Genomic DNA, 25174 nt, shown 5'->3' with positions numbered 1-25174 from the left:
TCGCGGTTCGGGGTCACCTGGGTTTCACCTGCGGCGTCGCGCACGCACGGACCCCGAACCCGTGCACCGGGGGTCACGGCGCCACTCCGGCGGGCGACAACGGGCACCGTCCACCCGTCGGAAAAGGGGGGTCCGGACATCGGTCCGTGATCAGTAAGACTACCTACGTGAACGTTGGAACAGGGGTGATGGCCGACGTGGCGGAACCGGGACGGCTCGAGGATCTGGCGGCGTCCGTCGTGACGCAGGTCGAGGTGTGGATCCTCGAGGGCCTCGCGCACGACGTCGCCCTGGCCCTGGCGCAGAACGCGCTGCCGCTGACCGAGGGCGCCCCGGCGGTCGGCGGGGTGCAGCGCCGCGCCCACGCCCGCGTCCTGATCGCCCTGCTGCTGCTCGTCAACGACCCCGCCGCGGGGGATCTCGCCACCGCCCTGATGGAGGTGCTCCGCGAGGAGACGCGGCAGGAGCGCGTGCTCGCGAGCTGACGCCTGCGTCAGGGCCAGAGTCGACGCAGCGCCGTGCGGCGCTCCTCCCGGTCGAGACCGCGCAGGTCGGCCACCCCGTGCTCGGTGACCACGACGTCGACGTCGTGGCTCGCCGTCGTGACCGGTCGCGACAGGCGGTCGACCAGGGTCGACCGCCCGCGGTGGGTGCTGGCGAGGGCGACCACCGACAGGCCGCGTCGTGAGCGGGTGGCGGCCGCGGCGTAGTCGGGGTGCCCGCCGATCCCGCCGACGAGGGCCGAGGCCGTGCCCTCCACGTTGACCTGCCCGTCCGGGTCGACCTCCACCGCCGTGTTCACCGCGACCAGCGGCGGGTCGGCCGCGAGCCGGTTCGGGTCGTGGGTGACCTCGACGCCGTGGAGCACCGGGCGGCCGGCCCGTCCGTGCGCGTCGGCCCAGTCGTAGAGGCGCGGGGTGCCGACGAGGTAGGTCGCCGTCGGTGTCGAGGCGAGCAACCCGGCCTCGTCGAGGTCCACCACGGGGTCGCCGAGCAGCCCGGAGTCGGCGTGCACCGGGCGGCCCCGCTCGAGGATGCCGCGTACCACCGCCTGGCCGAGCTGCCCCGGCGCCCACTGGACCCGGGCGTCGTCGGGGAGGAGCCCCGCGACCAGCTCGCCGATCCGCCGGTGCTCGGGGCTCGGCTCGGGGGCGACGGGCACCGTCGCCGGGCCGTCCGCGGTGTGGCCGATCACGAAGGTCTGGTCCTCGGGCAGCGGCGGGCCGGCGGTGGCGCGGGGGAGCGCCTCGTCGAGCACGACCGCGAGCGGCACCCCGGCGTCGATCACCGCGCGCAGCCAGGACACCTCGCTGCCCAGCACCGGCCCGTAGGGCCCTGGGGCGGCCGCCAGGACGAGGAGGTCCGGCCGGAGCGGACCCGCCAGCAGCGCGGGCATCGCGGAGAGCCGGGCGGGCACGGCCCGGACGTGGCCGGCGGCGACCCCCGTCCGCAGGCCCCAGCCCGGCATCACGGTGCGGGCGTCGGCGAACGCGGCGAGGTCGAGGCCCTCCACCGACGCGGGCATCCATCCGAGGAGCAGGCGCAGGTCGCCGCGCTCGCGGGCGATCGCGCCGAGCGCCGCGTATGCGGCCCGGGGTGCGCCGCACCCGTCGGCCAGCGCGATCCGCGCTCCCGGCCGCACCAGGGACGCCAGGGCTCGCGTGTCGATCTCCGCGCTCACGATCGGGACTCCTCGAACGGGGTGTCGGTCGGCGTACGGTGATCATGCCCGACGGCCACGGCGTTCCCCGGGTGGTCGGTGGGACACCTGTGGGTGATCGGGCGTTTCGCGCCCCGGGCGCGGCGCCTGCGCTTCCTAGCGTGCGCCCGCATGGAGCACCCACGCCGCCGGCGGGTCCTCGCCGGGCTGACCGCCGGCCTGGCCGCCCTCGTCGGGTTCACGGTCGGGACCGCCGCGGTGGCGGCCCCCGCCGAGACGGGCGCCTGGGCGGTCGAGCGGTCGGCCACCGCGAAGGTCGCCGACCTCGTCGGCGCCGGATCGATCAACGACACCGGCGCACGGTACGGGGTCGAGGGCACCGACCTGGGGCACATGTTCATGGTGGGGCCGCGCATGGCGATGACGTTCGGCGACACCTTCGGCGCCCCGGCGGCGAAGAACTTCTTCTCCGTGCCGCACACCGACTGGCGCTCCAACGTCATCGCCTCGATCGACCCGCCCGCCTCCCCGGCGAACGGGCTCTCGTTCAAGGGCATGATCACCGACCGCGGCGGGCACGCGAAGGAACTGATCCCCTCCCAGAAGCGCAAGGGCGTGCAGGAGACGGTGATCCCGACCTACGGCATCGCGACCGGGGCGAAGAACACCACGATGAACCTGCAGTACATGTCGGTGCAGAGCTTCGACCGGCCCGGTCACTGGCGGCTCACCGGCGCGGGCATGGTCACCTCCACCGACGGCGGCACCACCTGGACCGACTCCGGCGCCCGCTGGGCCGCCGACTCCAAGTTCGGTCAGGTCGCCTACGTCCGGCCGGGCGGACCCGACGACCCGGCCTCGCCGGTCGAGGCCGGCACCGCTCCGGGCTCCCAGATCTACGTGTACGGCATCCCCGGCGGTCGCTACGGCGATCTCTCCCTGGCCCGGGTCCCGGCGGAGAAGCTGACCGACACCACGGCCTACCGCTACTGGAACGGCACCGACTGGGTAGCGGGGGAGGCCAACGCCGTCCCGGTGGTGAAGGGCCCGGTCGGCGAGCTCTCGGTGCGCTGGAACGCCTACTACCAGCGTTGGATCATGATGTACCTGGTCGACGACACCGGCGAGGTCGTCCTGCGGACGGCCACCACGCCGACCGGCCCGTGGACGCCCGCCCAGGTGGTCACGACCACCAAGGAGTTCCCCCAGGCCTACGCGCCCTACCTCACGCCACGCTGGAACGACGGCCCGGACATCTGGTTCACGATGTCGCAGTACACGACCTACCGCGTCGAGCTGATGAAGACCCGGCTCACGCCGCTCGCCGCGGGCGCGCCGCTGCCCGCCGCGGTGGTCCCGCAGTCGGCTCCCGCCCGGTCGGCCTCGCTCAGCGCTCCCGGGTTCCGGTCGGCGGTGCCCGCACCGGAGACGTCCACGCCCATGCCGTCGTCCACGCCGCCGGCGACCACGACGCCGGTCACCACGCCGGCGGCGCCCACCTCGCAGGCCCCGTCCACCACCGCCGCGGCCCCCGCCGCGGCTCCCGCCGCGACGACCACCCCGCCGACGATCGACACGGCGTCGCCGGAACCGGCGGACGAGACCACTCCACCGTGAGCCCGACTGGGCCGGGAGACTGAACCTCGGCCACCGACCGTCGCAATTTCCCGACCACCACTCGAACACCCGTGCTACGCCTGACGGCAGACACCGGACAGGGGGGCCTGCGTGGTCGAGGCGTGGATGTTGTTCGTGCTGGTGGGGATCGTCATCGGCTACTTCCTCGGGCGGTGGCGTGCCGAGACCGGAAGGGCGCGGCGCGACGGACGCAACGCGTGGAACGGGCGGAAGAACTACCGGTCGTAGGCCCGGCTTCCGGTCGGGTAGGTGAGCGCGACAGGATCGACGCGAACCGACACGGCCGGAGGAACTTCGCGATGCGCTACGACGACGACGCCCAGCTCGACGCGTCCGAGGTCACCGACCAGCGGGGCTCGTCCGGGGGCTCCGGAGGCTTCGGAGGCCTCGGTGGGGGCGGCGGCGGTGGTGGCGGGCTGATCGCGCTGGTCCTCGGCCTGCTCCTCCGGGGCCGCGGCGGCAAGGCGAGCCTCGGTGTCATCGTCGTCGCCGTGATCGGGTTCCTCGCGGTGCAGTTCCTCGGGGGCGGATCCGGGATGACGACCGGCGTCGCCGGCGGGTTCGGCGACCCCGGCGGCCCGGGCCGGGTCGGCACGAGCGACCTGGCGAGCGAGTGCCGCACCGGGCGGGACGCCAACACGAAGCTGGACTGCGCGATCGTCGCCGACATCAACTCGATCCAGGCGTACTGGGCGGGCGGCGGCTACGCGCGGGCGGCGTCGGCGGTGCGGGGCGCGCAACCGACCTACGAGCGGGTCGACACGACCTTCTTCACCGGCTCGGTGCGCACCGCCTGCGGGTCGGCCGACTCCAGCGCGGGCCCGTTCTACTGCCCGGGCGACAACCTGGTCTACATCGACCTGAGCTTCTACGACCAGCTCCAGCAGCAGTTCGGCGCGCAGGGTGGGCCGCTCGTGAACGCCTACGTGCTCGCCCACGAGTACGGCCACCACGTGCAGGCCCAGCTCGGCACCGAGGCGAAGGTGCGGTCCCGGCAGGGCGCGACGTCGGACTCGGTGCGCCTCGAGCTGCAGGCCGACTGCTACGCCGGGGTGTGGATGAACCACGCGAGCCAGCCGGCGGCCGGTCGGCCCGCCCTCATCGAGGACATCACGCCGGCCGACCTCGGATCCGCCGTCGACGCCGCCCAGCGCATCGGCGACGACTACATCCAGGGCAAGCTCGGGGGCGGCACCGTCAACCCGGACACCTTCACCCACGGGTCGTCCGACCAGCGCAAGCGCTGGCTGACCACCGGCTACACCGGTGGCGACCCGACCCGCTGCGACACGTTCTCGACGAATGCGCTCTGAGCCTCCCGCGAGGGGCACACCAGGCAGGGCGGGCGGCCCGTCGACCTGTCTGAGGTCACCCTCGCGACCGGAGCAACGGGCCAGGCGCCCGCGAGGGACACGTGGAGCAGGTTCCAGAGCGCCCGGACCTGCCCCACGTGCACCTCGGGGAGCAGGTCAGCGCACGCCGCGCATCGCCCGCTTCACCCACGGCGCGAGAGCGAGCAGCACCCCGCCGAGGACGAGGGCCGCGATCCCGATGACCGAGAAGTACGTGCCCTCCGTCGACGGGTCGTAGAAGCCCGCCATGGTGCCCGCGAGCGTCGAGCCGAGCGAGACCGACAGGTAGAACAGCGCCACCGACTGCGACCGGAACGCCTCCGGCCCGATCCGGGTCGAGAGCGACAGCCCCACGGGCGACAGGTTCATCTCGGCCAGCGCGAACACGAGCATGATCAGCACGATCGCGAGCACCGGGGTCGTGTTGCCGGTACCGCCCGCCCAGGGCAGGAAGAGCAGGAACGCCACCCCCATACCGCCCGCGCCGATCGCGAACTTGACCGGCGTCGACGGAGCCCGCTCGCCCAGTCGGGTCCACAGCACCGCGAACAGCGGTGCGAGGACGATGACGAAGAACGGCTCGAGGGAGTTCACCCACGCGATCGGCATCTCCCAGCCGCCGAGCATCCGGTCGAGGCGCTCGTCGGTGTAGAGGGTCACCACCGTGAACTGCTGCTGGAACAGCGACCAGAACACGACGCTGGCGAGCCACATCGGGATGTAGGCCCGGGTGCGCGAACGCTCGTCCGCCGTGACCTTCGGGCTCCGGAGCAGCGTCGTGAACAGCGCGATCGCGATGACCGCCACCACGATCGCCACCGCGGTCGACAGGTTCTCCGCGGTCAGCACGCCGACCACGAACAGCACGACGATGACGACGACGGCCGCCACGACGATGCCGACCGGCCGCTGCCAGGCCCCCGGCGTGAGCGGCGTCGGGACCACGTTCGCGGTGGCCGGGAGGTTCTTGCGGCCCGTGACGTAGATACCGAGGCCGAGCGCCATGCCGATCGCGGCGAGACCGAATGCCCAGTGGAAGCCGATCGTGGTCTGCGCGAGACCGGTCAACAGCGGCCCGACCAGCGCGCCGATGTTGACGCCCATGTAGAAGATCGAGAACCCGGCGTCGGCCCGGGGGTCGTCGCGGCGGTACAGCGAACCGACCACGGACGTCGCGGAGGTCTTCACCCCGCCCGAGCCGAGCGCGACCAGGATGAGGCCGACCACGACGCCGCCGAGGCCCGGGATCAGGGCCAGCGCGATGTGGCCGAGCATCACCGTGCACGCGGAGAAGAACAGGGTCCGCTCGGCGCCGAGCACCCGGTCGGCGATCCACGCCCCGCCGACGCAGGCGAGGTACACCATCCCGCCGTAGGCGCCGATGATGCTGGTCGCGGCCTCCTTCGGCAGGCCCAGCCCGCCCTCGGCCACCTGCGTGTAGAGGTAGTAGGCCATGACGGCCTGCATCCCGTAGAAGCTGAACCGCTCCCACAGCTCCACCGAGAACAGGTTCGCGAGCGCGAGCGGATGGCCGAAGAAGCGGCGGTCGGCGGAGAAGTCCTGGCCGGGGTCGGGGGTGTCGGCCGTCGTCACGCCTCCGTCGGCGGGATCGACCGCCTTCGGATCGTCGGGGTTACCAGGGGTGATGGTCACGAACGGACACTGTGACAAACCTGAGAGGTCCGCACCAGTGGCCGGGCGACATTCCGTCCCGTGAATTCCATGTGGAGTGTTCCACCCCGGATGGGGTACTAGGCACGGCAACTCGACGACGAGGAGTCATCAGCCATGTACGTGCAGCAGTACGCGCCGGTACTCGGGTCCCTGGCCTGGAGCTCGTTGGTGGCGGCCCTCCCGCTCCTCGTCCTGTTCGTCCTGCTCGGCGGCCTCCGGGTGCGGGCGTGGCTCGCGTCGATCATCGCCCTCGTGGTCTCGCTGCTGGTCGCGGTGCTCGTCTACGCGATGCCGGTCGGCCAGGCGGTGCTCGCCGGCACCGAGGGCGCCGTGTTCGGGTTCTTCCCGATCCTCTGGATCGTCATCAACGCCCTGTGGATCTACCGGATGACGGTGCGCACCGGGCACTTCGACGTCCTGCGGCGCTCCTTCAGCTCCGTCTCCGACGACCAGCGGGTGCAGGCCATCATCATCGCCTTCGCCTTCGGGGCGCTGCTCGAGGCGCTGGCCGGGTTCGGGGCTCCGGTCGCGATCTGCACCGTCATGTTGATGGCGGTCGATTTCAAGCCGCTCAAGGCCGCCGTCGTCGCTCTCGTTGCCAACACCGCTCCGGTCGCCTTCGGCGCCATCGCGGTCCCGATCACGACGCTCGCGCAGGTCACCGGCCTGTCCGAGGACGTCCTCGGCGCCGTCGTCGGGCGGCAGACCCCCGTGCTCGCGGTCTTCGTGCCGTTCGTGCTGGTGGCGCTCGTCGACGGGATGCGGGGCCTGCGGGAGACCTGGGGGGTCGCCCTCGTCGGCGGCCTGGTCTTCGCCGTCGCGCAGTTCCTCACGTCGAACTTCCTGTCGGTCCCGCTCACCGACATCGTCGCCTCGCTGCTCTGCGCCGGCGCCGTCGTGCTGACCGTGCGGGCCCGCCGCACCTCGCAGGACCGGGTGCCGGTCGCGGCCGGGGGAGGGGTCGTCCCCGACGGGCCCGGTCCCGACGCCGGGTCCGGTGCGGCCCCGGAGCGCGACACCACCCGCGACACCACCCGCGACTCGGCGCGCGACACCGTGCTCGCCTACCTGCCCTACGTCATCATCATCGCGCTCTTCTCGATCCAGCAGATCCCGCCGGTGAAGAAGGCCCTGGACGCCACGACGGCGAAGTTCCGCTGGCCCGGGCTCGACGTGCGTACGCCGACCGGCAGCCAGGTCTCCTCCACCAGCTTCACGTTCAACTGGCTCGCCTCGGCCGGGTCGATCCTGCTCATCGCCGGGCTGATCACGATGCTCGTGCTGCGCGTGGCCCCGCGGACCGCCGTGAGCTCCTACGGCCAGACGCTCACCGAGCTGCGCACGGCCATCGTCACCGTGATGGCGGTCCTGGCCCTCGCCTACGTCATGAACCTCTCGGGGCAGACGATCACGATCGGGCAGTGGCTCGCGGCGACCGGCGGGTTCTTCGCGATCCTCTCGCCGGTGCTGGGCTGGCTCGGCGTCGCGGTCACCGGCTCCGACACCTCGTCGAACTCGCTGTTCGGCGCCCTGCAGGTGGCCGCGGCCCAGCGCAGTGGTCTCGACCCGGTCCTGCTCGCCGCCGCCAACACCTCCGGCGGCGTGCTGGGCAAGATGATCTCGCCCCAGAACCTCGCGATCGCCGCCTCCGCCGTCGGCATGGCCGGGCGGGAGGGCGAGATCTTCCGGCGGGTCCTGCCCTGGAGCGTGTTGTTCCTCGTCGGCATGGCGGCGCTGGTCTACCTGCAGTCGACGCCCGTGCTCGGGTGGATGCTGCCCTAGTCGCCCCCCGTCGCGAGCCGGACCTCCGCGAAGGCCGTGACCGGTGGGGCGTCGAGCACCTTCTCGACCTGGACGAGCACGGTCTGCGCCACCGGGGCCTGGCCGAGCCGGGAGGAGCCGGAGTCGGCGGTGACCACGTTCGGCGTGCCGTGCTTGTCGGGCGTGCCGGCGCTGCCGGGATCGGCCGGGTCGTACCACGCCCCGGTGGCGATGGACAGGACGCCGGGGAGGAGGTCGTCGGTCACGCGGGCGCCGGCGTGGAAGACGCCGCGCCCGTTCGACACCCGCACCGTGTCGCCGTCGGCGATGCCTCGTGCCTCGGCGTCCGCGCGCGCGATGCGCAGCGGTTCGCGACCGTCGATCTTCGTCGCACGGCTCCCCGACGACGGGTCCAGCTGGCTGTGCAGCCGGGCGGCGGGCTGGTTCGAGAGCAGGTGCAGCGCGCCCGGCGGGGCGCTGCCGAGCCACTCGTCGGGCTCGGACCAGCGCGGGTGACCGGGCTGGTCGTCGTACCCGAAGCCCGCCACGACCGGCGACGTGATCTGGATGCGCCCCGACGGGGTGGCCAACGGGTGGGCCGCCGGGTCGGCGCGGAAGGCCGAGAACACCGGCGGCGCGGTCGGCGCCGGGAAGGCACACCGACCGGTGGCCCAGAACTCGTCGAAGTCGACCGGCGCGTAGCCCTCGACGCGCGCCTGGTCGGCGGCGACGTCGTAGAGGTGGCGCAGCCACCCCATCTCGTCGCGGTCCTCGTGGTAGGCCGCGCCGAACCCCTGCCGGTCGGCCAGCTCGGCGAACACGTCGAGGTCGTTGCGGGCCTGCGCGTACGGCGCCAGCACCCGGTACATGGCCCGCCACTCCGGGGCGAACTCCGTGGCGAGGACGTCGTTGCGCTCCATCGTGGTGGTGGCCGGGAGCACGATGTCGGCGAGCCGGGCGGGCGGGTTCCAGAACTGCTCGTGCACGACCACGGTGTCCAGCCGCCGCCACCCGGCGAGCAGCCGGTTCAGGTTCGCATTGTGGTGGAAGGGGTTGCCGCCCGCGGAGTAGACGAGCCGCACGTCGGGCAGCGTGATCCGCCCGCCCGCGTACTCGAGTTCCTCGCCGGGGTGCAGCAGCAGGTCGGCGAAGCGCCCGACCGGGATCGCGACGTCCACCGGGTTGTGTCCCAGGGGCAGCGTCGGGCGCGGCACGGGCTCGGTGCGGGGCAGCACGTTGCCCCGGATGCTGCCGAAACCGAGCCCGAACCCCTGTCCGGGCAGCCCGATCCGCCCGAGCATCGCCGCGAGCGCCACGGTCATCCACGGCGGCTGCTCGCCGTGCTGGGCCCGCTGCACCGACCAGCTCGTGGTGACCAGTGTGCGGTGTGCCGCCATCCGCCGTGCGAGGGCGCGGATGCGGTCGGCGGGGACACCCGTGACCCCCGCCGCCCAGTCCGCGTCGTGGCCCACGAGATAGGCCTCGAACGTCTCGAACCCGTCGCAGTACCGGGCGAGGAAGTCCCGGTCCACCGACCCGTCGTCGTGCAGGGTGTGCGCCAGCCCGAGCATGAGCGCGACGTCCGTGCCCGGGCGGAGGGGGAGCCACTCGGGGTCGACGGCGGCCGTGAGGTCGTCGCGGGCGGGGCTCACGTTGACGAAGCGCACCCCGGCCGCGTGGGCCCGCGCGAACCAGTCGGCCCCGGTGTGGCCGAGGGCGCCGCCCGGGTCGACCGCACCGTTCTTCAGGTGTGCCCCGCCGAACATCACCACCAGCTCGGTGTGCTCCACGACCTCCGGCCAGGTCGGCGTCAGGTTCGGGACGTCGCCGCGTCCGAGCACGTGGGGCAGGACGGCGAGGGCCGCCCCGAAGCTGTGGTTGCCGACCTTGTCGACGTAGCCGCCGTCGAGGGCGAGGAAGCGCTTGAGAGTGCTGGGGGCGTGGTGCAGGCGTCCGGCGCTGGCCCAGCCGTAGCACCCGCCGTAGACCGCCTCGTGCCCGTGCTCGGCACGCACCCGGGGCAGCTCGTCGGCGACCAGGGCGAGCGCGGTGTCCCAGTCCACCGGCACGAACGCCTCGGCGCCCCGCCCCGCGCGGTCCCGCCGGCGTAACCAGCCCTCGCGGACGTGCGGGCGGTCGATCCGCAGCGGGGAGTGCACCAGCTCGGGCAGCCCCGTGACCATCGCGGACGGGTGTGGGTCGGTCGGGTCGCCCCGCACCCCGACGACGCGTCCGGCATCGATGTCGACGTCGTAGACGCCCCAGTGGGATGCGGTCCGGCTCATGACGGGGACGGTAACCCGGGGGTCCGACGGTCTCAGGGGTCTCCGACCCGGTGCAGGGCCAGCACCCCGTCCGCGGAGCCCGTCTGCTCCCACGCGCCCGAGGCCGCCGTCCAGGTCCGTCCGTCGTAGGTGACCCGGTCGACGGCGAGCCGCGTCGCGTGCCCGACCAGCCACGACGCGATCGCCCACCCGTTCTCCGCGCTCTGCGGCCCGGACAGGCGCGCGTTCCCGAGCTCGGCCCGGGCGAGGCCCGCGACGGTGTCGGCGGGCGCGGCCGAGAGGTCCAGGTCGGTGCAGGTCAGCCCGCCCGGATTCTGCCCGAGGAAGGCGACGGCGAGGGTGCGCGCCTCGGGCTCGTGGTCGGCGTAGGCCTCGGGGAACCCGCTGCGCTGCACCCGCTGCGCGGCCTCGGTGACGTCCATCCCCGCCCAGCCGGGGGTGGCGAGCAGGGCCTCGTAGAACTTGGTGGACGAGGTCACGGTGTCGAGCAGCTCGGACGGGCTGCCCCATCCCTGCGAGGGTCGCTGCTGGAACAGGCCGACCGAGTCGCGGTCGCCGCCGCGCAGGTTGGCCAGGGTCGACTCCTGGATGGCGGTGGCCAGCGCGATCGTGATCGCCCGGTCGGGGGCGCCGAGCTTGCGACCCACGGCCGCGATCGTGGCCGCGTTGTCCATCTGCTCCGGCGACCCGCTCCAGCTCGGGCGCAGCCCCGGCGAGTTCGGGGGCGCGGTGACGGTGCAGGTCGGACGGGCCGCCGGCCCGGTCCCGGTCACCACGATCACCAGCACCACCAGCGCGAGGAGGACCACGGCGCCGAGCGCCGCGGGGAGCAGCCACTGCGGTCGGGTCCGGGGGAACTGCGCCACGGGCGCCAGCATCCCATCCACGCCGGTTTCGTCCGGGTGACGCCCGGGCATGATGTCTTGGTGACCAAGACACCAGGGACCTCGGATTCCGTCCGCGCCGTCGCGGTGCTGGTGACGGCCGTCGCGCAGTTCGTCCTCGGGTCGTTCGGCGGGTCGGGGGCCCTCGGGCGGCCGATCGGGGAGGTCTCCGCCGTGTTCGAGACGCCGATCGTCCCCGCGGGCGGCGCCTTCGCGATCTGGGGCCTCATCTACCTCGGCGTCCTCGTCCTGGCGGTCCGGCAGGTGCTGCCCGCGCAACGGTCCCGCCCGGTGCACCGCGCCACGGGCTGGTGGCTGGTCGGTGCGGCGATCGCCAACATGGCCTGGATCGCGCTGTTCTCCCAGGTGCTGCCCGGCCTGGCGGAGATCGCGATCATCGCCCTGCTCGTCTGCCTCGCCGTCGTCCTCGCGCGCCTCGCCATGGGAAAGCAGAGCACGCCGACAGGGGGTGCGGACCGCTGGCTCCTCGCGGTGCCGGTCGCGTTCTACGCGGGCTGGGTGAGCGTCGCGACCGTCGTCGGTACGGCCGCCACCGGCGTCTGGGCGGGCCTGCCCGGCACCGGCGGGGTCGCGACCCTGCTCGGCGTGGTGATGCTGGTCGTGACGGGGCTGATCGCGGCCGCGGTGGCGACGGCGGGTCCGGCGCCCGTGGCGTACGCGCTCGCGGTGCTGTGGGCGCTCGGGGGCATCGTCGTCGCGGGGCGGCCGGCGCCGGTCGTGGTCGCCGCGCTCGTCGCGGCGGTGCTCGTGCTCGCCGCGGTGGTGCGGCGCCTGGTCGCCGGGCGCGTACTCCGGGAGCAGCGGCCCGCCCGCGTGGCCTGACGGCCGCGCCGCCTCGTGCGGGGCGCACACGGCGGCGGGGCTCCGTGCTGCTCGTCCCGCGCCGCGACGCCCGGAGCGGGCTCCCGGGTGGCCTGGAGCGGGATGCCGGGCAGCAAGATCCTGACGCGCGGAGCGAAGTGCTCGCTGAGCGACCGCTTCGCTCCGCGCGACGAGATCTTGCGGCCCGGCCCGGCCCGGCCCGGCCCGGCCGCACGGGGCGCCGCGACGCCGTCGGAACAGGGCACCGGACCGGCCGGCGCAGCCACCTCACAGAGCACAGACGCCACCCGGCGGGCCCACAGCACCTGCACAGGAACGCCCCAGCCGCCGGCGAGGAACGCCGATGATCGTCAGCCCTCGTGACCGCCACCCTCACGCGCCCGGCCGACCCGACCCGCCGTCGGGAACGGGCCTGGTTCCGTCCGGCCCTCGCCGGCGTCCTCGTCCTCACCGCACTGATCGACCTGTGGGACCTCGGCGCCCAGGGCGACGCCAACCCGTTCTACGCGGCGGCCGTGCAGGCCTCGACCCGCAACCCGGTCGCGTGGCTGTTCGCGGCGGTCGACGCGCCGGGATTCATCACGGTCGACAAGCCCCCGGCCGACAACTGGTGGATGGGGCTGTGGGCGAACGTGTTCGGGTTCTCGCCGTGGTCGATGCTGATCCCGCAGGCGCTGCTGGGCATCGGGTCGGTGGCCCTGCTGGTGCTCGCGGTCCGGCGGTGGGGCGGCGACGTGGCCGCCATCGGCGCGGGCGTGGTGCTGGCGCTGACGCCGGTCGTGGTGATCATGTCGCGGTTCGACGACCCCGACCCGATGCTCACGTTCCTGCTGGTCGCGGCCGCCTACACGCTGGTCCGGGCGGTCGACGCGGCCACGACCCGCGCGGCGACGGCCTGGCTGGTGGCGACGGGACTGCTCGTCGGGCTCGGGTTCCTGGCGAAGATGGGCGTGGCCCTGCTGGTGCTGCCGGCGTTCGCCCTGACGTTCCTCGTCGCCGCGTCCGGCCCGTGGACCCGCCGCGTGGGACAGCTGCTGCTCGGGGGCGTCGGCATCGTCGTGGGCGCCGGCTGGTTCCTCGCGCTCGTCGCTCTCTGGCCCGCGTCGCAGCGGCCGTGGATCGGCGGGTCGACCGACGACTCGCTGCTCCAGCTCGCGGTCGGCTACAACGGGCTCTCGCGGCTGCAGGGCCGTGGCGGCGGGGGTGGCGGCGGCCGGCCGGGCGGTTTCGGCGGCGACTCGGCGGGCCTCGGTCGGCTCTTCGACGGGCAGTTCGCCGGTCAGATCGCGTGGTTGCTGCCGGTCGCGATCCTGGCGCTGGTGGCGCTGCTCTGGGTGACCCGCCGTGCCCCGCGGGCGGACCGCCTGCGTGCCTCGGCCCTGCTCTGGGGCGGGTGGCTGCTCGTCAGCGGGGCGGTCTTCTCGTTCATGGCCGGGACCGTGCACTCCTACTACACGATCGTAATGGCGCCCGCGGTCGCGGCGCTGGTCGCGACGGGGGCTCACGAGGGATGGCGGCGCCGGGAGGCCCTCGGCGCGCGGGTCTTGCTCGCGGTCGGTGTGCTCGGCAGCGCGGCGTGGGGATTCGTGCTGCTCGACCGGGCGCCGACCTTCGTCCCGTGGCTGCGCTGGCTGGTCCTGCTCGCGGGCCTGGTCGCGGCCGTGGTCGTGCTCGCGCCGGCCGGGCTCGCCCGACGGGGCGGAGTGGTGGCCGCGGTGACCCTCGGTCTGATCGGGGCCCTGGGCGGGACCACGGCCTGGGCGGTGGACACGGTCGTGAAGCCGCACACCAGCGCCGACTCGCCCGGACCGGCGGTCCACGACGCACGCTCCGACCGCTTCGCCGCGGCGGCCCGTCGCGGGTCTCCGGGTGGCGGGTTCCCCGGTGGCGGGTTCCCCGGTGGCGGGTTCCCGGGTGGCGGCGGTTTCGGCGGGCGCACCGACCCCCAGGTGGCCGCCCTGCTGCGGGGCGCGACCACCCAGTGGTCCGCGGCGACGCCCACGACGATGGCCGCCTCCGCTCTGGAGCTCGCCAGCGGTACCTCGGTGATGGGCCTCGGCGGGTTCTCCGGCAACGACCCGACGCCGACCCTCGACCAGTTCGAGGCCGACGTCGACCGCGGCCTCATCCGCTTCTACGTCGCCCCGACGACGGGTGCCGGTGGGGGCGCCGCGCAGCGTGGCGGCTTCGGTCGTGGGAAGGCGATCCTGCCGATCCAACAGTGGGTGGGCGCGCACTACACGGGCCGACAGGTCGGGTCGGAGACGGTCTACGACCTCGCGGGGCCGCGACACTGATCACCCGCACCGGGGACGCGGTCCGGGCGAAGATCGGGGCGTGACGATCGCCCGTGTCGCCCTCGGCCTGCTCGGCGTCGCGGGTGCCCTGGCCCTCGTCGTCGTCGTGCTCGGCACGTTCCTGCCACGGCTGCCCGTCGTCGGGTTCCTCGGATCGTTCGTGTCCGGCCAGTACCCGTTGCACGCCGCGCTCGGGGCGGTGGTGAGCCTGGCGGCCGGGGTCGGGCTGCTCGTCCTCGGGGTGCCCCGCCTCGGTGCGGTGGTGACGGCGGTGGGGGCGCTCGCCGTCGTCGGGACCCTCGTCGTCCTCGCGACGCAGGTCGCCGCGGCCCGCGCGGCGGGGGTGCGGGTCGACTGGGGGCTGGCCCTCACCGCCGTCGACCAGCGCGGCGCCCCGCCCGACCTCACCGTGGAGTACCAGCCCGGGCTCGAGCTGGCCGTCCACCTGCCGTCGGGCCCGGGCCCGCACCCGGTGATGGTGTGGGTGCACGGCGGCAGCTGGGTCCGGGGCACCACGGCCGACCGGGCGCGGGCGAACCGCTGGTACGCCGACCAGGGGCTCGCGGTCGTGGCCGTGCAGTACCGGCTGCCGGGCGACGCGCCGCTGCCCGGCGCGACCCTCGGCGAGGCGCAGCGCCACGACGTCGCGTGCGCGCTGGCCTGGATCGCCGGCGCCGGAGTGCTCCACGGGCTCGACCCGGGCGCCGTCGTCCTCGGCGGCCAGTCGGCCGGTGCGACGCTGGCCCTCTCGACGACGGCCGCCCTGGCCGGGGTGCCCCGCGCCTCGCTGCCCGGGGGCTGCAGCGCGCCGGTGCCGCGGGCGACGGTCGCGTTCTACCCGGTCGTCGACATGACCCAGGTGGCGCCCGGACTGCAGGACGCGGTGTTCGGCGGGCCCGCCTCGGCCCGGCCGGCCCTGCTCCGCGCCGCCTCTCCCGACGAGCTGGTCGACCCGCGCCTGCCGCCGACCCTGCTCGTGCTCGGGCGGGCGGACAACTTCATCCGGGCCGACCTGGTCCGCGGGTTCGACGCCGCCCTGCGGGCCGCCGGGGTGCCGGGACGGCTGGTCCAGGTGCCCTACGCCGACCACGTCTTCGATCACCCGTACGGATCACCGGGCGCCCAGATCGTGCGCCCCGTGGTCATCGATTTCGTCCGGGAGGAGATCCGCGACCCGTCCGGGCGGTGACGACCCGCCGGAGATCCCGTTCCATGGTCGGGATGACGGAGCGTGGCGAGGACATCCACCGGCTGTTCCACGACGTCCAGCGGGGCCCGTCGGCCCGGCCCGCCGTGGAGTTCCTGCGGGCGGTCGAGGCGTCGCCGTCGGTGCTCGCCTACCGGACGCGGCTCGAGGCCCACCTGGCGCCCGCGGCGGGGGAGACCGTGCTCGACGTCGGGTGCGGCGCGGGACACCACGCCGCCGCGCTCGCGGCCGCCCGGGTGGCGGCCGACGCGCCCGGACCGGTCGTCGGGATCGACCGGCCGCGGATGCTCGAGGAGGCGGAGGCCCGGCACGGGGGCGTCGTCCGGTGGCTGCCGGGCACCGCGGAGGCCCTGCCGCTGGAGGACGACAGCGTCGACGCGGTCTACGCCGAGCGGGTCCTCATGTACGTCGACGAAGCGGCGGACGCAGTGGCCGAGATCGCGCGCGTCCGTCGGCCCGGCGGGCGGGTGGCGCTGTTCGAGCTCGACTACGCCTCGATGACGCTCGGCGGGGACCCGAAGACGGCCGACGCGGTGCTCGCCGTCGTCTGCGGGACGGTGGGCTGCGACCGCATGGGCCGCGCGCTCGGCCCGCTGCTGACCGACGCGGGCGTGCTCGTGGTGGACCAGACGCCGTACGCGATGCCGATCCCGCCGCCGGTGTTCGCCTCCGCGGTGCGGGCGCCGGTCGAGCAGGCGGTGGCGGAGGGTCGGCTCGACGCCGACCGGGTCGCGGCGTGGTTCGCCGAGCTCGCCGTGCCGGGCGCCTACCCGGGCTCGGTCACCGGGGTCCTGGCCTGCGGACGCTGATCCCCGGGCGGCTCGCGACACCTGCGACGATGATCGGGTGCGCCGATCCCTGCCCGCCGTGCTCGGCGTCGTGGTCGGCGCGGTGGTGGCCCTCGCGCTGCTCCTGCCGGGGTACGTCGGTCTGGACCGACTGACGCCGTTCGTGCAGCTGGCGGCGCTGACGCCGATGCTCCTGGTGGTGATCACCGGGTCGGTGTTCGTCGGTCGGATCGCCGGTGTGCTCGTGACGCGGCGCCGACGCGGGCGCCCCCTGGTCGAGCGGTACCCGCGACTGTTCGCGTTCGGGTTCGCGGCGATGGTGACGGCGGCGGTCGGGGCGCTGACGGCGGCCGGGATCGTGGGGAGCCGCCTGCTCGCCGACGACCCGGCGCCCCCGGGACGGCCGCTGACGGTGCTCGCGCTCAACGTCGACCACGGCGCCGCCGACGTCGGGGCGCTGGCCGCGGTGGTGCGCGCGCGGGACCCCGACGTGGTGGTCCTGCCCGAGGCGGGCGACGCCTACCGGGCGCGGCTCGCCCCGCTGCTGCCCGGCTACGCGGGCGTCAGCGCCCCCGCCGTCGAGGACGGTGGGTCGACGACCCTGCTGACCCGACCCGGCGTCGGGACGGTGGACGTCGTGCAGGGGCAGTTGTTCGGCAGCCTGGCGACGACCCTGCCCGGGGGCGTGCGGCTCCTGGCGGTGCACACGGCGGCGCCCGTGCCGGGACAGGTCGGGGCGTGGCAACAGGACCTCGCGGACCTGGTCGCGCCGGCGTGCCGGTCGGGGGCGCCCGCGGTCGTCGTCGGTGACCTCAACGCCACCACCGACCAGAGCGCCTTCCGGGCCGCGTCCGACGGGTGCGTCGACGCCCTGGAGACCCTCGGCGCCGGGACCACCGCGACCTTCCCGACGAATCTCCCGCGCTGGTTCGGCGTCCAGATCGACCACGTGCTGACCACCGGCGGCGTGGGCGTGCAGGACGGCGAGGTGCTCGACGTCCCGGGCACCGACCACCGGGCCGTCCTGACCCGGTTGTCGCTGCCGGGCTGAACCACGCGGAGCAGAGTGGGCGGCATGACCGTCCTCGTCACCGGCGCCCGTGGCGCCGTGGGTTCCTCCGTCCGCGCCGGCCTGCTCGCCGCCGGGGTCGACGTCCGTGCCGCCGGCCGCGACCCGGGGAAGCTCCCCGCCGACGGCGGGAGCCGGGTCGCGCTCGACCTCGACGACCCGTCCTCGTACGGACCCGCGCTCGACGGGGTGGACCGCGTGTTCCTCTACGTCACCGGTGACCTGCGCGCCTTCGCCGCCGCGGCGGCCGGGGCGGGGGTGCGGCACGCCGTGCTGCTGTCCTCGGAGTCGGTGCTCCTCGAGCCCGACCCCGAACCCGGCGGCATCGCTGCACATCACGCCGACGCCGAGCACGCGCTGCGCGGAGTCGGAGTCCCGACGACGGCGCTGCGTCCCGGCGCGTTCGCGGGCAACACCGGGCAGTGGTCGCGCGGCATCGCGGCGGGCGTCGTCGAGCTGCCCTTCCCCGAGGCGGCGACCACTCCCATCGACGAGCGTGACATCGCCGACGTCGCCGTCGCGGCGCTGCTCGCCGACCCGGTCGACGAGTCGCCGCACCTGACCGGGCCGGAGTCGCTGACCATGGCCGAGCAGGTCGGGCTGATCGCCGAGCACCTCGGGCGCCCCGTCGAGGCCCGCAAGGTCGACCCCGACGCCGCCCGGGAGCAGATGGCGCGCTTCGTCCCGGCCGGCATCGTCGACTCGCTCTTCCGTTACTGGCGGGCGACCGACGGGGTGCCGGCGCCCGTCACCGACGAGGTCGAGCACCGCTCCGGGCACCCCGCGCGGACCTACCGGACGTGGCTCGCGGAGTGCTTCGACACGAATTGACCCGACCCGGTGGCCGCTCGACCGGTCCGGACACCGAGGGTCGGGCACCGGCGACCGTTCCCGGAGCGCGCGGTGGGCGGTCAAGCGCTCGAGCAGGGGAGATGTGCGTGTGGGGGAGCAGACGCTGCGTGAACGCCGCCCGAACGGCGGGCGGACGGGGTCGTTGACACCGACCGGACACGGAGTACCTTCGGAGGGGTCGATGTGGTCCCGATCACAGGGTACAGAGCTCCGAACGCAGCGCCCCGTGGATCGACTCACAGCGGCACGTTCCGCCAGTCCGACGAGGAGGCAGGTGATCGTCTGATCGCAGGGACCATCCCGCACCGGACCGGCTCGTGCCGCTCAGAGGACATCGGTCGCCCGTAGCCCGCGAGGCACGGCGCGGCGACGCCGAGAGAGCGCAGACCCACGAGCGGTGAGCCGCGACCCGAGACGTTCGTCCGGGGCGGGTCCCGAGCACAACGTTCCTTCGAAGCCCACGGCGGCGTCACTCCTCACCTCTGGGGTGGCGCCGCCGCGGCATGTCCGGCCCTGTTCCGACGCTAGTAGTGCACGACCCCCGGCTGCCCGCCGCCGGCTCCCAGCGAGTCGCCCGTCACCGCCACCGCGCGGGGCGAGGCCAGGAAGGTCACGACGTCGGCGACCTCGGCCGCCGTGATCACGCGCCGCAGGCTCGTCGTCGCCTCCAGCCCCGCGCGGGCCTCCGCCTCGGAGATGCCCTGCTTCCCGGCGATGTCGGCGAGCATGCCCGGCGTCCGCTCGGTGTCGGTGATCCCGGGGTGCACGCAGGTCACGTTGATGCCCTGCGGCCCGAGCTCGTCGGCGAGGTTCGCGGTGAGCGCGGCGACGGCGACGTTGCGGATCGTCCCCGCGATCGACCCGGTCTTCCGGGCGTTCAGGCCGCTGATGTTCACGATCCGGCCCGCCCCCTGCGCGATCATCGACGGCGCCACCGCCCGAGCCGTCCGGAGGTAGCCCATCACCTTCGTATCGAACTCGACCTGGACCGCGTCGTCGGTGAGGTCGACGAGCTTCGGGATCGCCGCCCCGCCCGCGGGCCGCGCCGCCGCGTTGACCAGCACGTCCACCCCGCCCCAGGCCGCGACCACCTGGTCCACCGCTGCCCGCACCGCCGCGTCGTCGGTGGTGTCGGCGACGAGCTGCAGCGTCTCTCCGTCCACCTGCTGCGCGGCCTTCTCGAGGTCGCCCGCCGTCCGCGCCACGAGCGCCACCCGCGCGCCCTCCGTCGCCAGCGCCTGCGCACACGCCAGCCCGATGCCGCGCGACGCCCCGGTGACGATCGCGCGTGCTCCACCCAGTCCGAGGTCCATGGGCGCTGCCTTCCCCGCGGGCCGCGCTCCCACCCCTTCCCGACGGCGGGTGTGGCCGGGTCCGGGCGCCGGCCTCCGCACGAGCCGGGCCGACTCGTGCGCGTGGCGCACACACGGTGGTCGCGGGTCGACACGGCGCGGGCGACTCCTGCGCGAGGCGCACACAGTGTTGCGGAGGGCCGGGATCGGCGGCGGGACTCCGCCGCGTCGCGCACACGTTCGCCGAGCCCCGCGCCGTGCCCCGCGCCGTGCCCCGCGCCGTGCCCCGCGCCGTCCAGCGGGTGATGCGCCTCGGCGCTGGTGCGGTTCGCCGCCGGCACTCCGGTCGTCGACCCGCATGGCCGGGACGCCGGCTCGATGTGTGCGTGCCGCGCAGGGAGGACCCGGGTCGGTCCCCGGGCCTTCAGAACTGTGTGTGTGCCGCGCGAGCGTCACCACGTGACGGCCCGGCCCGCCGCGGTGAGCGTGAGGGGAGGATTCGAGCGCTCGTGTGGCACGAGGGTTCCCCTCACGCCGGGGAAGCGGGGTCCGACGCGGCCGGGAGCAGCAGGGTGATCGTCGTCGGGGACGCCGAGCGCAGCCGCAACCGCCCGCCCTGGTCCTCCGCGAGCCGACGGGCCAGGGCGAGCCCGATGCCGTGGCCCTCGGCCGGGGAGCGGGCGGCGAACAGCGCCGATTCGTCCACCGTGAGCGACCCGGCGTCGGCCACGTCCAGCGCCACCGCCGGGCCCGCATCTCGCACCGTCACGGTCACGGGCGCCTCCCCGTGCACCCGCGCGTTCTCCAGCAGCACCGCGAGCACCTGGCGGACCGCCGCCTCCGAGCCGGAGATCGCCGCCCCCTCGTCGGCGACCTGCAGCTCGACGGCCATCCCGTCGGTACGCGCGTCCTCGACGACCTGCTCCACGAGGTCCACGATGTCCACCCGCGCCCGCCGCGCCCCGGCCGGTTCACGGGCGAGGGCGAGCAGCTCGGTGACGGTGCGGTCGAGCCGGTCGGCCGACTCGAGCGACCCCTCGACGGCCTCGGTGACCCCGGGCGACCCGGGCGGCAGCGAGGCGGCCTCCTCGAGCCGCAGCCGCAGCCCGGCGAGGGGCGTGCGCAGCTGGTGCGACGCCTCGGCGGAGAACGCACGTTCCCGGGCGAGCAGGTCGGCGAGGCGGGTCGCGGTGACCGAGAGCGACCGGTGCACGGCCGCGACCTCGGGCACGGCGGCGTCGGCGGTTCCGGCCGACACGGTGAAGTCGCCCTCGCCGAGGCGGCGGGCGTCGTCGGCGAGGACCTCGAGCGGGGCGGCGAGACGGGTGGCGAGACGGCGGGCGACGAGGCGGGTCCCGGCCACCGCCGTGACCCCCAGGACCAGCATGACGGCCCACGTCACCGCCGTCCGCTCGACCGCCTCGTCCTGCGACCGCTCCGCACGCAGCACGCCCACGCGGCGGTCGCCGTCGAGGATCGGCACCGCGACCAGGAACGCCCCCGCGGACCCGCGCCGCTCGACTCGTCCGTTGAGCGAGCCCGCGAGCGTCGCGTCGAGCCGGTCCGGTCCGTCGCCGGTGACGCGCCGGCCGTCGAGCCCGTAGACGGCGGCGGGGCTCTCCGCGGAGACGGGGGAGACGTCGGTCGGGACCGATCCCGCCGCGAGCACCGGCCCGATCGCGTCCGCGGCGACCTGGGCGTCGCCCTCGAGGTCGGACTGCTCGTCCACGACGTAGTACCGGGCGGCGCCGACCGCGAGCGGCAGCCCGAACACGGTGATCGCGACCATCGACACGATCACCGCGAACCGCACGATCCGCGCGCGCATCAGGGCTTCTCGAGGCGGTACCCGTGCCCGCGCACGGTCGTGATCACCGGTTCGGGCCCGAGCTTGCGACGCAGGGCGGCGATGTGGACGTCGAGGGTCTTGGTCGACCCCGACCAGTGCTCGTCCCACACGTCGCTCATCAGCGCCTCGCGGGTGACCACCACGCCCGGCTCCGCCGCGAGCCGCGCCAGCAGGTCGAACTCCTTGGCGCGCAACGGCAGCTCGCCGCCCTCCCGGGTGACCCGCCGCGCGGCGAGGTCGATCGCGAGGGTCCCGACGACGAGCCGTGCCCCCCGCTCCTCGGGCAGCGCGGCCCCCGCCCGACGCAGGTGGGCACGGACCCGGGCGGCGAGCTCGGTGAAGCGGACGGGTTTGGTGAGGTAGTCGTCCGCTCCTGCCTCCAGGGCGACGACCACGTCCATCTCGTCGTCGCGCGCGGTCACCACGACCAGGACCGCATCCGGGTGGCTCACCCGGAGCCGGCGGCACACCTCGGTGCCCTCGAGGTCGGGCAGTCCGAGGTCGAGCAGCACCAGGTCGGGGGAGGGGAGCGAGCGGACCAGCGCCGACCCGCCGTCGGGAAGGGCCCGCACCTGGTGGCCCTCCGCCTGCAGGCGCGAACTCAGCACTCCGCGAATCGTGTCGTCGTCCTCGACGACCCACAGCTGCGCCACAGGCGATCACGGTAGGCCGCGCGTCGTCTTGCCGACCGTTAACCCGTCCGCGCGCACGATCGGCGGCGTGATCCCGAGGCTGCCCGCGCGTGCCCGTCTGGCCGTCGCCGCTGCCCGCAGCGTGAGCGGACTGGCCCGCCGGACGGGGCGGAACGGGTCCGTCATCGGCGGACGGGTCGCCACCGTGCTCGACCGACGGGTGCTGGGCCGCCTCGCCGCCGGCCGCACCGTCGTGCTCGTGACGGGCACCAACGGGAAGACCACGACGACCTCGATGATCGCGCGTGCCCTGGGGGGAGACGCAGCGGAGCGGAGCTCGACCGGGACAGGCGGCGACGGTGACGTGGCCACCAACCACCTCGGCGCCAACATGCCCGACGGGATCACGACCGCCCTGCTCGACGCCCCCGGCACGCGCCTCGCGGTGATGGAGGTCGACGAGTCCTACCTCGGCGAGGTCGCCGCGGCCACCGACCCGGCCGTCATCGTCCTGCTCAACTTCAGCCGAGACCAGCTCGACCGGGTCGGCGAGGTGCGTACCGTGGCCCGCCGGGTCGGCGACGCGGTCGCCGCGCACCCGCGGGCCCGGGTGGTCGCGTTCGCCGACGACGTCCTCTGCGCCGGCGCCGGACTGCGCTCGGCGTCGCCGCTCTGGGTGTCCTCGCCGTCCTCGTGGACCGGGGACGCCGGGGTGTGCCCCCGCTGCGACGGGCCCGTCACGCACGCCGGGCTGCGCTGGACGTGCGGGTCGTGCGGGCTCGAGCGCCCGCCGGGCAACTGGGCGCTGGTGCGCGACGACGCCGGGTGGTCGGTGCGGGGTCCCGACGGCGTCGAGGTGCCGCTGGAGCTCGCGCTGCCCGGGCACGCGAACCGGCTCAACGCGGCGTTCGCGATCGCGGTGGCCACCGAGCTCGGCGTCGCGCCCGCCGTGGCCGCCGCCCGGCTGCGGGGCCTGGAGCAGGTCGGCGGCCGCTACCGGACGGTGACGCGCCCGGGCGGGACCACGCGGCTGCTGCTGGCGAAGAACCCGGCCGGGTGGGCGCAGGTGCTGGACCTGCTCGACGAGGGCCCGGGGCGGCCCGTGGTCGTCGCGGTCAACTCGCGCGAGGCCGACGGGCGGGACGTGTCGTGGCTCTGGGACGTGCCGTTCGAGCGGCTGGCCGGGCACCCCGTGGTGGTCGCGGGGGAGCGGGCGGCGGAGCTGTCGGTCCGGCTGGCCTACGCGGGACTCCCGCACCGGCTCGCCGACGACGCCGTGGCGGCGACGCGCGACACGGTCGGGCCGGTGGACCTGGTCGGCAACTACACGGCCTTCCACGACGCGGCGCGGGTGCTCACGTGAGCGCCCGGATCGTCCTGCTGCTCCCCGAGGTGCTCGGCACCTACGGCGATGCCGGCAACGCGGCCGTGCTCGCCGCCCGGCTGCGCTGGCGCGGGATCGACGCGCACGTCCACACCGTCGGCTGGGACGACGCGGTGCCCGAGGGCGGCGACGTCTACGTCCTCGGCGGCGGGGAGGACGCCGCGCAGATGCTCGCCGTGGAGCGGCTGCGGGGCTCCGCCGGGCTGCGCCGGGCGCTGGACCGCGGGGCTCCCACGCTCGCGGTCTGCGCCGGGCTGCAGATCCTGGGCCGGGCGTTCACCGTCGCCGACGGCACGTGGGTGCCCGGTCTGGGGATGCTCGACGTCGAGACCACCCCCGGCCGCGGCGCGCGGCGCATCGGCGACGTGACGGCGGACCCGCTCCTCGACGGGCTCGACGAGCTGCTGGTGGGGTTCGAGAACCACGGCGGGGTCACCACCCTGGGGGCCGACGCGGCGCCGCTGGCCCGCGTGCGGGGCGCCGGCGCGGGCAACGGCACCGGCGACCGGATCGAGGGCGCGGTGGGTGGCCGGGGCGGCAGCATCGTGGGGACCTACTTCCACGGCCCGGTCCTCGCACGGAACCCGGCCCTGGCCGATCTGCTCCTCACCCGTGCCCTGGGGACGCTGCCCCCGCTGGAGGTGCCGGAGGGCCTGCCGTCGTCGACGGCGCGCCGCCTCGGTGCGCGATTTCGCGGCCTCAACGCAGCCGTTCGGCGACGTGCGGGGGCATGAGGACGGCCCGTCGGGCCAGGAGCGCGACGAAGCGTGAGGTCAGCTCGTCGGGCTCCGGGCCCGTCGTCGCGGCCAGCTCGCGCGTGATCGCGGGGACCGGGCGCGCGATGCGGCCCGCGAACGACGGCGGGACGATGCCCGCGGGGACGAGCGCCGGTCCGAGGCCCGCCTCCACGAGCAGCGGCGCCATCGCGGTCTGCTCGGTGCGCACGGCGGGTCGGGGCCGGAACCCGGCGTCCCGGGCGGCCCGGTCGAGCTCCTCGGCGAGGCCGTGGCTCGGCGCGTACTGCACCCACGCGGCGTCGGCGAGCCGCTCCAGCGCGATCTCGTGGTGCCGGAGGTCGGGCGGGCCCTCGGCCGGGAGCAGCACGACCAGCTCCTCGGTGCCCAGCGCCCGCACCCGGCCGCGCCACCCCGGTGGCGTCGGCCCCACGGCGACGTCGGCCTGACCCGCCTGCATGGCGGTCGTCATGGCCTCGGTCGTGCGGTGCTCCAGCAGCCGCACCGTCACGTCGGGGTGCTCGGCGCGCCACCGCGTGAGCACGGCCGGGAGGACGCCGAGCCCGGTGGAGTAGACCGTCGCGATCCGCAGCTCCCCGGCGCCCGACCCGACGACGGCCCGAGCCGCGCTGGTCCCGCGGGCGGCGGCGTCGACCGCGGCCCGCGCGTGGGGCAGCAGCGCCCGCCCGGTGGGGGTCAGCGTGACCGTGCGCGGCAGCCGGCTGAACAGCGCCGTGCCCAGCTCGCCCTCCAGGGCGGCGATCTGCTGGGACAGCCCGGGCTGCGAGACACCCAGGATCCCGGCCGCCCGTGTGAACGAGCCCTCATCGACGACCGTGAGGAACGACTCCAGCTGACGCAGCGTCGGCACGTGACCAGGATAGACAAGCCCAGCTTATGGACTGTCGTAGGACGGTTCTTCGACTTATGGCGGGCGGGTGCCAACCCTGGATCGGGTCGTTGCTGGATCGAT

At 75.0% G+C, this 25174-nt stretch carries 21 protein-coding genes; 13 read left to right on the top strand and 8 right to left on the bottom strand.

Annotation, left to right across the window (positions count from 1 at the left end):
• Nucleotides 1-197: 197 nt before the first annotated feature.
• A complete protein-coding gene (locus QSK00_RS17345) occupies nt 198-485 on the top strand; it encodes a hypothetical protein (RefSeq protein WP_285592407.1) in 288 nt (95 codons plus the stop codon).
• 8 nt (nt 486-493) lie between these two features.
• Here the strand turns inward: QSK00_RS17345 and QSK00_RS17340 are convergent, their stop codons facing one another.
• Nucleotides 494-1681, bottom strand: coding sequence for an acetyl-CoA hydrolase/transferase C-terminal domain-containing protein (locus tag QSK00_RS17340; RefSeq protein ID WP_285592406.1), 1188 nt, complete (start codon nt 1679-1681; stop codon nt 494-496).
• A gap of 150 nt (nt 1682-1831) precedes the next feature.
• Between QSK00_RS17340 and QSK00_RS17335 the strand changes: the two genes are divergently transcribed.
• From QSK00_RS17335 to ypfJ, 3 genes are all read left to right on the top strand, one after another.
• Entirely contained in the window at nt 1832-3277 is a 1446-nt protein-coding gene (locus QSK00_RS17335; protein WP_285592405.1) for a glycoside hydrolase family 183 protein, read from the top strand.
• A gap of 111 nt (nt 3278-3388) precedes the next feature.
• Nucleotides 3389-3526, top strand: a complete 138-nt coding sequence (locus tag QSK00_RS17330; protein ID WP_285592404.1) for a hypothetical protein — start codon at nt 3389-3391, stop codon at nt 3524-3526.
• A 71-nt stretch (nt 3527-3597) separates the two neighbouring features.
• Nucleotides 3598-4611, top strand: coding sequence for a KPN_02809 family neutral zinc metallopeptidase (ypfJ, locus tag QSK00_RS17325; protein WP_285592403.1), 1014 nt, complete (start codon nt 3598-3600; stop codon nt 4609-4611).
• A 156-nt stretch (nt 4612-4767) separates the two neighbouring features.
• Here the strand turns inward: ypfJ and QSK00_RS17320 are convergent, their stop codons facing one another.
• On the bottom strand, nt 4768-6243 hold the full coding sequence (locus QSK00_RS17320; protein WP_285592550.1) for a peptide MFS transporter: 1476 nt from the start codon (nt 6241-6243) through the stop codon (nt 4768-4770).
• Nucleotides 6244-6438: 195 nt separating this feature from the next.
• Between QSK00_RS17320 and QSK00_RS17315 the strand changes: the two genes are divergently transcribed.
• Nucleotides 6439-8106: an L-lactate permease gene (locus tag QSK00_RS17315; protein ID WP_285592402.1), complete on the top strand. Its 1668-nt coding sequence runs from the start codon at nt 6439-6441 to the stop codon at nt 8104-8106.
• On the opposite strand, the gene QSK00_RS17310 is transcribed toward QSK00_RS17315, so the two are convergent.
• Nucleotides 8103-10370 (bottom strand): molybdopterin-dependent oxidoreductase, encoded by a 2268-nt coding sequence (locus QSK00_RS17310; RefSeq protein WP_285592401.1) that lies wholly within the window; start codon nt 10368-10370, stop codon nt 8103-8105. The two genes, QSK00_RS17315 and QSK00_RS17310, sit on opposite strands and share 4 nt — an antisense overlap.
• A gap of 32 nt (nt 10371-10402) precedes the next feature.
• Complete coding sequence (locus tag QSK00_RS17305) at nt 10403-11236, bottom strand: VldE C-terminal domain-containing protein (RefSeq protein ID WP_285592400.1); 834 nt, start codon at nt 11234-11236, stop codon at nt 10403-10405.
• Between the two features lie 60 nt (nt 11237-11296).
• Between QSK00_RS17305 and QSK00_RS17300 the strand changes: the two genes are divergently transcribed.
• The 6 genes from QSK00_RS17300 to QSK00_RS17275 all read left to right on the top strand — a co-directional run bounded on the left by QSK00_RS17300 (nt 11297) and on the right by QSK00_RS17275 (nt 18289).
• The gene (locus QSK00_RS17300; RefSeq protein ID WP_285592399.1) at nt 11297-12097 is read left to right on the top strand and encodes a TspO-related membrane protein; all 801 of its coding nucleotides are present in this window, start codon (nt 11297-11299) and stop codon (nt 12095-12097) included.
• A gap of 359 nt (nt 12098-12456) precedes the next feature.
• On the top strand, nt 12457-14394 hold the full coding sequence (locus tag QSK00_RS17295; RefSeq protein WP_285592398.1) for a glycosyltransferase family 39 protein: 1938 nt from the start codon (nt 12457-12459) through the stop codon (nt 14392-14394).
• Nucleotides 14395-14434: 40 nt separating this feature from the next.
• On the top strand, nt 14435-15583 hold the full coding sequence (locus tag QSK00_RS17290) for an alpha/beta hydrolase (RefSeq protein WP_285592397.1): 1149 nt from the start codon (nt 14435-14437) through the stop codon (nt 15581-15583).
• Nucleotides 15584-15615: 32 nt separating this feature from the next.
• Nucleotides 15616-16410 (top strand): methyltransferase domain-containing protein, encoded by a 795-nt coding sequence (locus QSK00_RS17285; protein WP_285592396.1) that lies wholly within the window; start codon nt 15616-15618, stop codon nt 16408-16410.
• A 37-nt stretch (nt 16411-16447) separates the two neighbouring features.
• The gene (locus QSK00_RS17280; protein ID WP_285592395.1) at nt 16448-17440 is read left to right on the top strand and encodes an endonuclease/exonuclease/phosphatase family protein; all 993 of its coding nucleotides are present in this window, start codon (nt 16448-16450) and stop codon (nt 17438-17440) included.
• Nucleotides 17441-17464: 24 nt separating this feature from the next.
• Nucleotides 17465-18289, top strand: coding sequence for an SDR family oxidoreductase (locus QSK00_RS17275; RefSeq protein ID WP_285592394.1), 825 nt, complete (start codon nt 17465-17467; stop codon nt 18287-18289).
• 545 nt (nt 18290-18834) lie between these two features.
• Here QSK00_RS17275 and QSK00_RS17270 read toward each other — a convergent pair.
• From QSK00_RS17270 to QSK00_RS17260, 3 genes are all read right to left on the bottom strand, one after another.
• The gene (locus tag QSK00_RS17270) at nt 18835-19623 is read right to left on the bottom strand and encodes an SDR family NAD(P)-dependent oxidoreductase (protein ID WP_285592393.1); all 789 of its coding nucleotides are present in this window, start codon (nt 19621-19623) and stop codon (nt 18835-18837) included.
• 508 nt (nt 19624-20131) lie between these two features.
• Complete coding sequence (locus QSK00_RS17265) at nt 20132-21430, bottom strand: sensor histidine kinase (RefSeq protein WP_285592392.1); 1299 nt, start codon at nt 21428-21430, stop codon at nt 20132-20134.
• Nucleotides 21430-22104 carry a response regulator transcription factor gene (locus QSK00_RS17260; protein ID WP_285592391.1) on the bottom strand — a complete coding sequence of 225 codons (675 nt, stop codon included), beginning with the start codon at nt 22102-22104 and terminating at the stop codon, nt 21430-21432. The genes QSK00_RS17265 and QSK00_RS17260 overlap by 1 nt, the downstream gene beginning before the upstream one ends.
• Before the next feature lie 67 nt (nt 22105-22171).
• Between QSK00_RS17260 and QSK00_RS17255 the strand changes: the two genes are divergently transcribed.
• Nucleotides 22172-23446 (top strand): Mur ligase family protein, encoded by a 1275-nt coding sequence (locus tag QSK00_RS17255; protein WP_285592390.1) that lies wholly within the window; start codon nt 22172-22174, stop codon nt 23444-23446.
• On the top strand, nt 23443-24201 hold the full coding sequence (locus tag QSK00_RS17250) for a type 1 glutamine amidotransferase (RefSeq protein ID WP_285592389.1): 759 nt from the start codon (nt 23443-23445) through the stop codon (nt 24199-24201). The genes QSK00_RS17255 and QSK00_RS17250 overlap by 4 nt, the downstream gene beginning before the upstream one ends.
• Here the strand turns inward: QSK00_RS17250 and QSK00_RS17245 are convergent.
• Nucleotides 24167-25072: a LysR family transcriptional regulator gene (locus QSK00_RS17245; RefSeq protein WP_285592388.1), complete on the bottom strand. Its 906-nt coding sequence runs from the start codon at nt 25070-25072 to the stop codon at nt 24167-24169. The two genes, QSK00_RS17250 and QSK00_RS17245, sit on opposite strands and share 35 nt — an antisense overlap.
• Between the last annotated feature and the right edge of the window lie 102 nt (nt 25073-25174).

The sequence above is a fragment of the Actinomycetospora sp. NBRC 106378 genome, from assembly GCF_030269685.1.
In the GTDB taxonomy this organism is placed as follows: Bacteria; Actinomycetota; Actinomycetes; order Mycobacteriales; family Pseudonocardiaceae; genus Actinomycetospora.
Note: the sequence above shows the minus strand (reverse complement) of the source record. Positions and strands in the feature narration are given on the sequence as shown.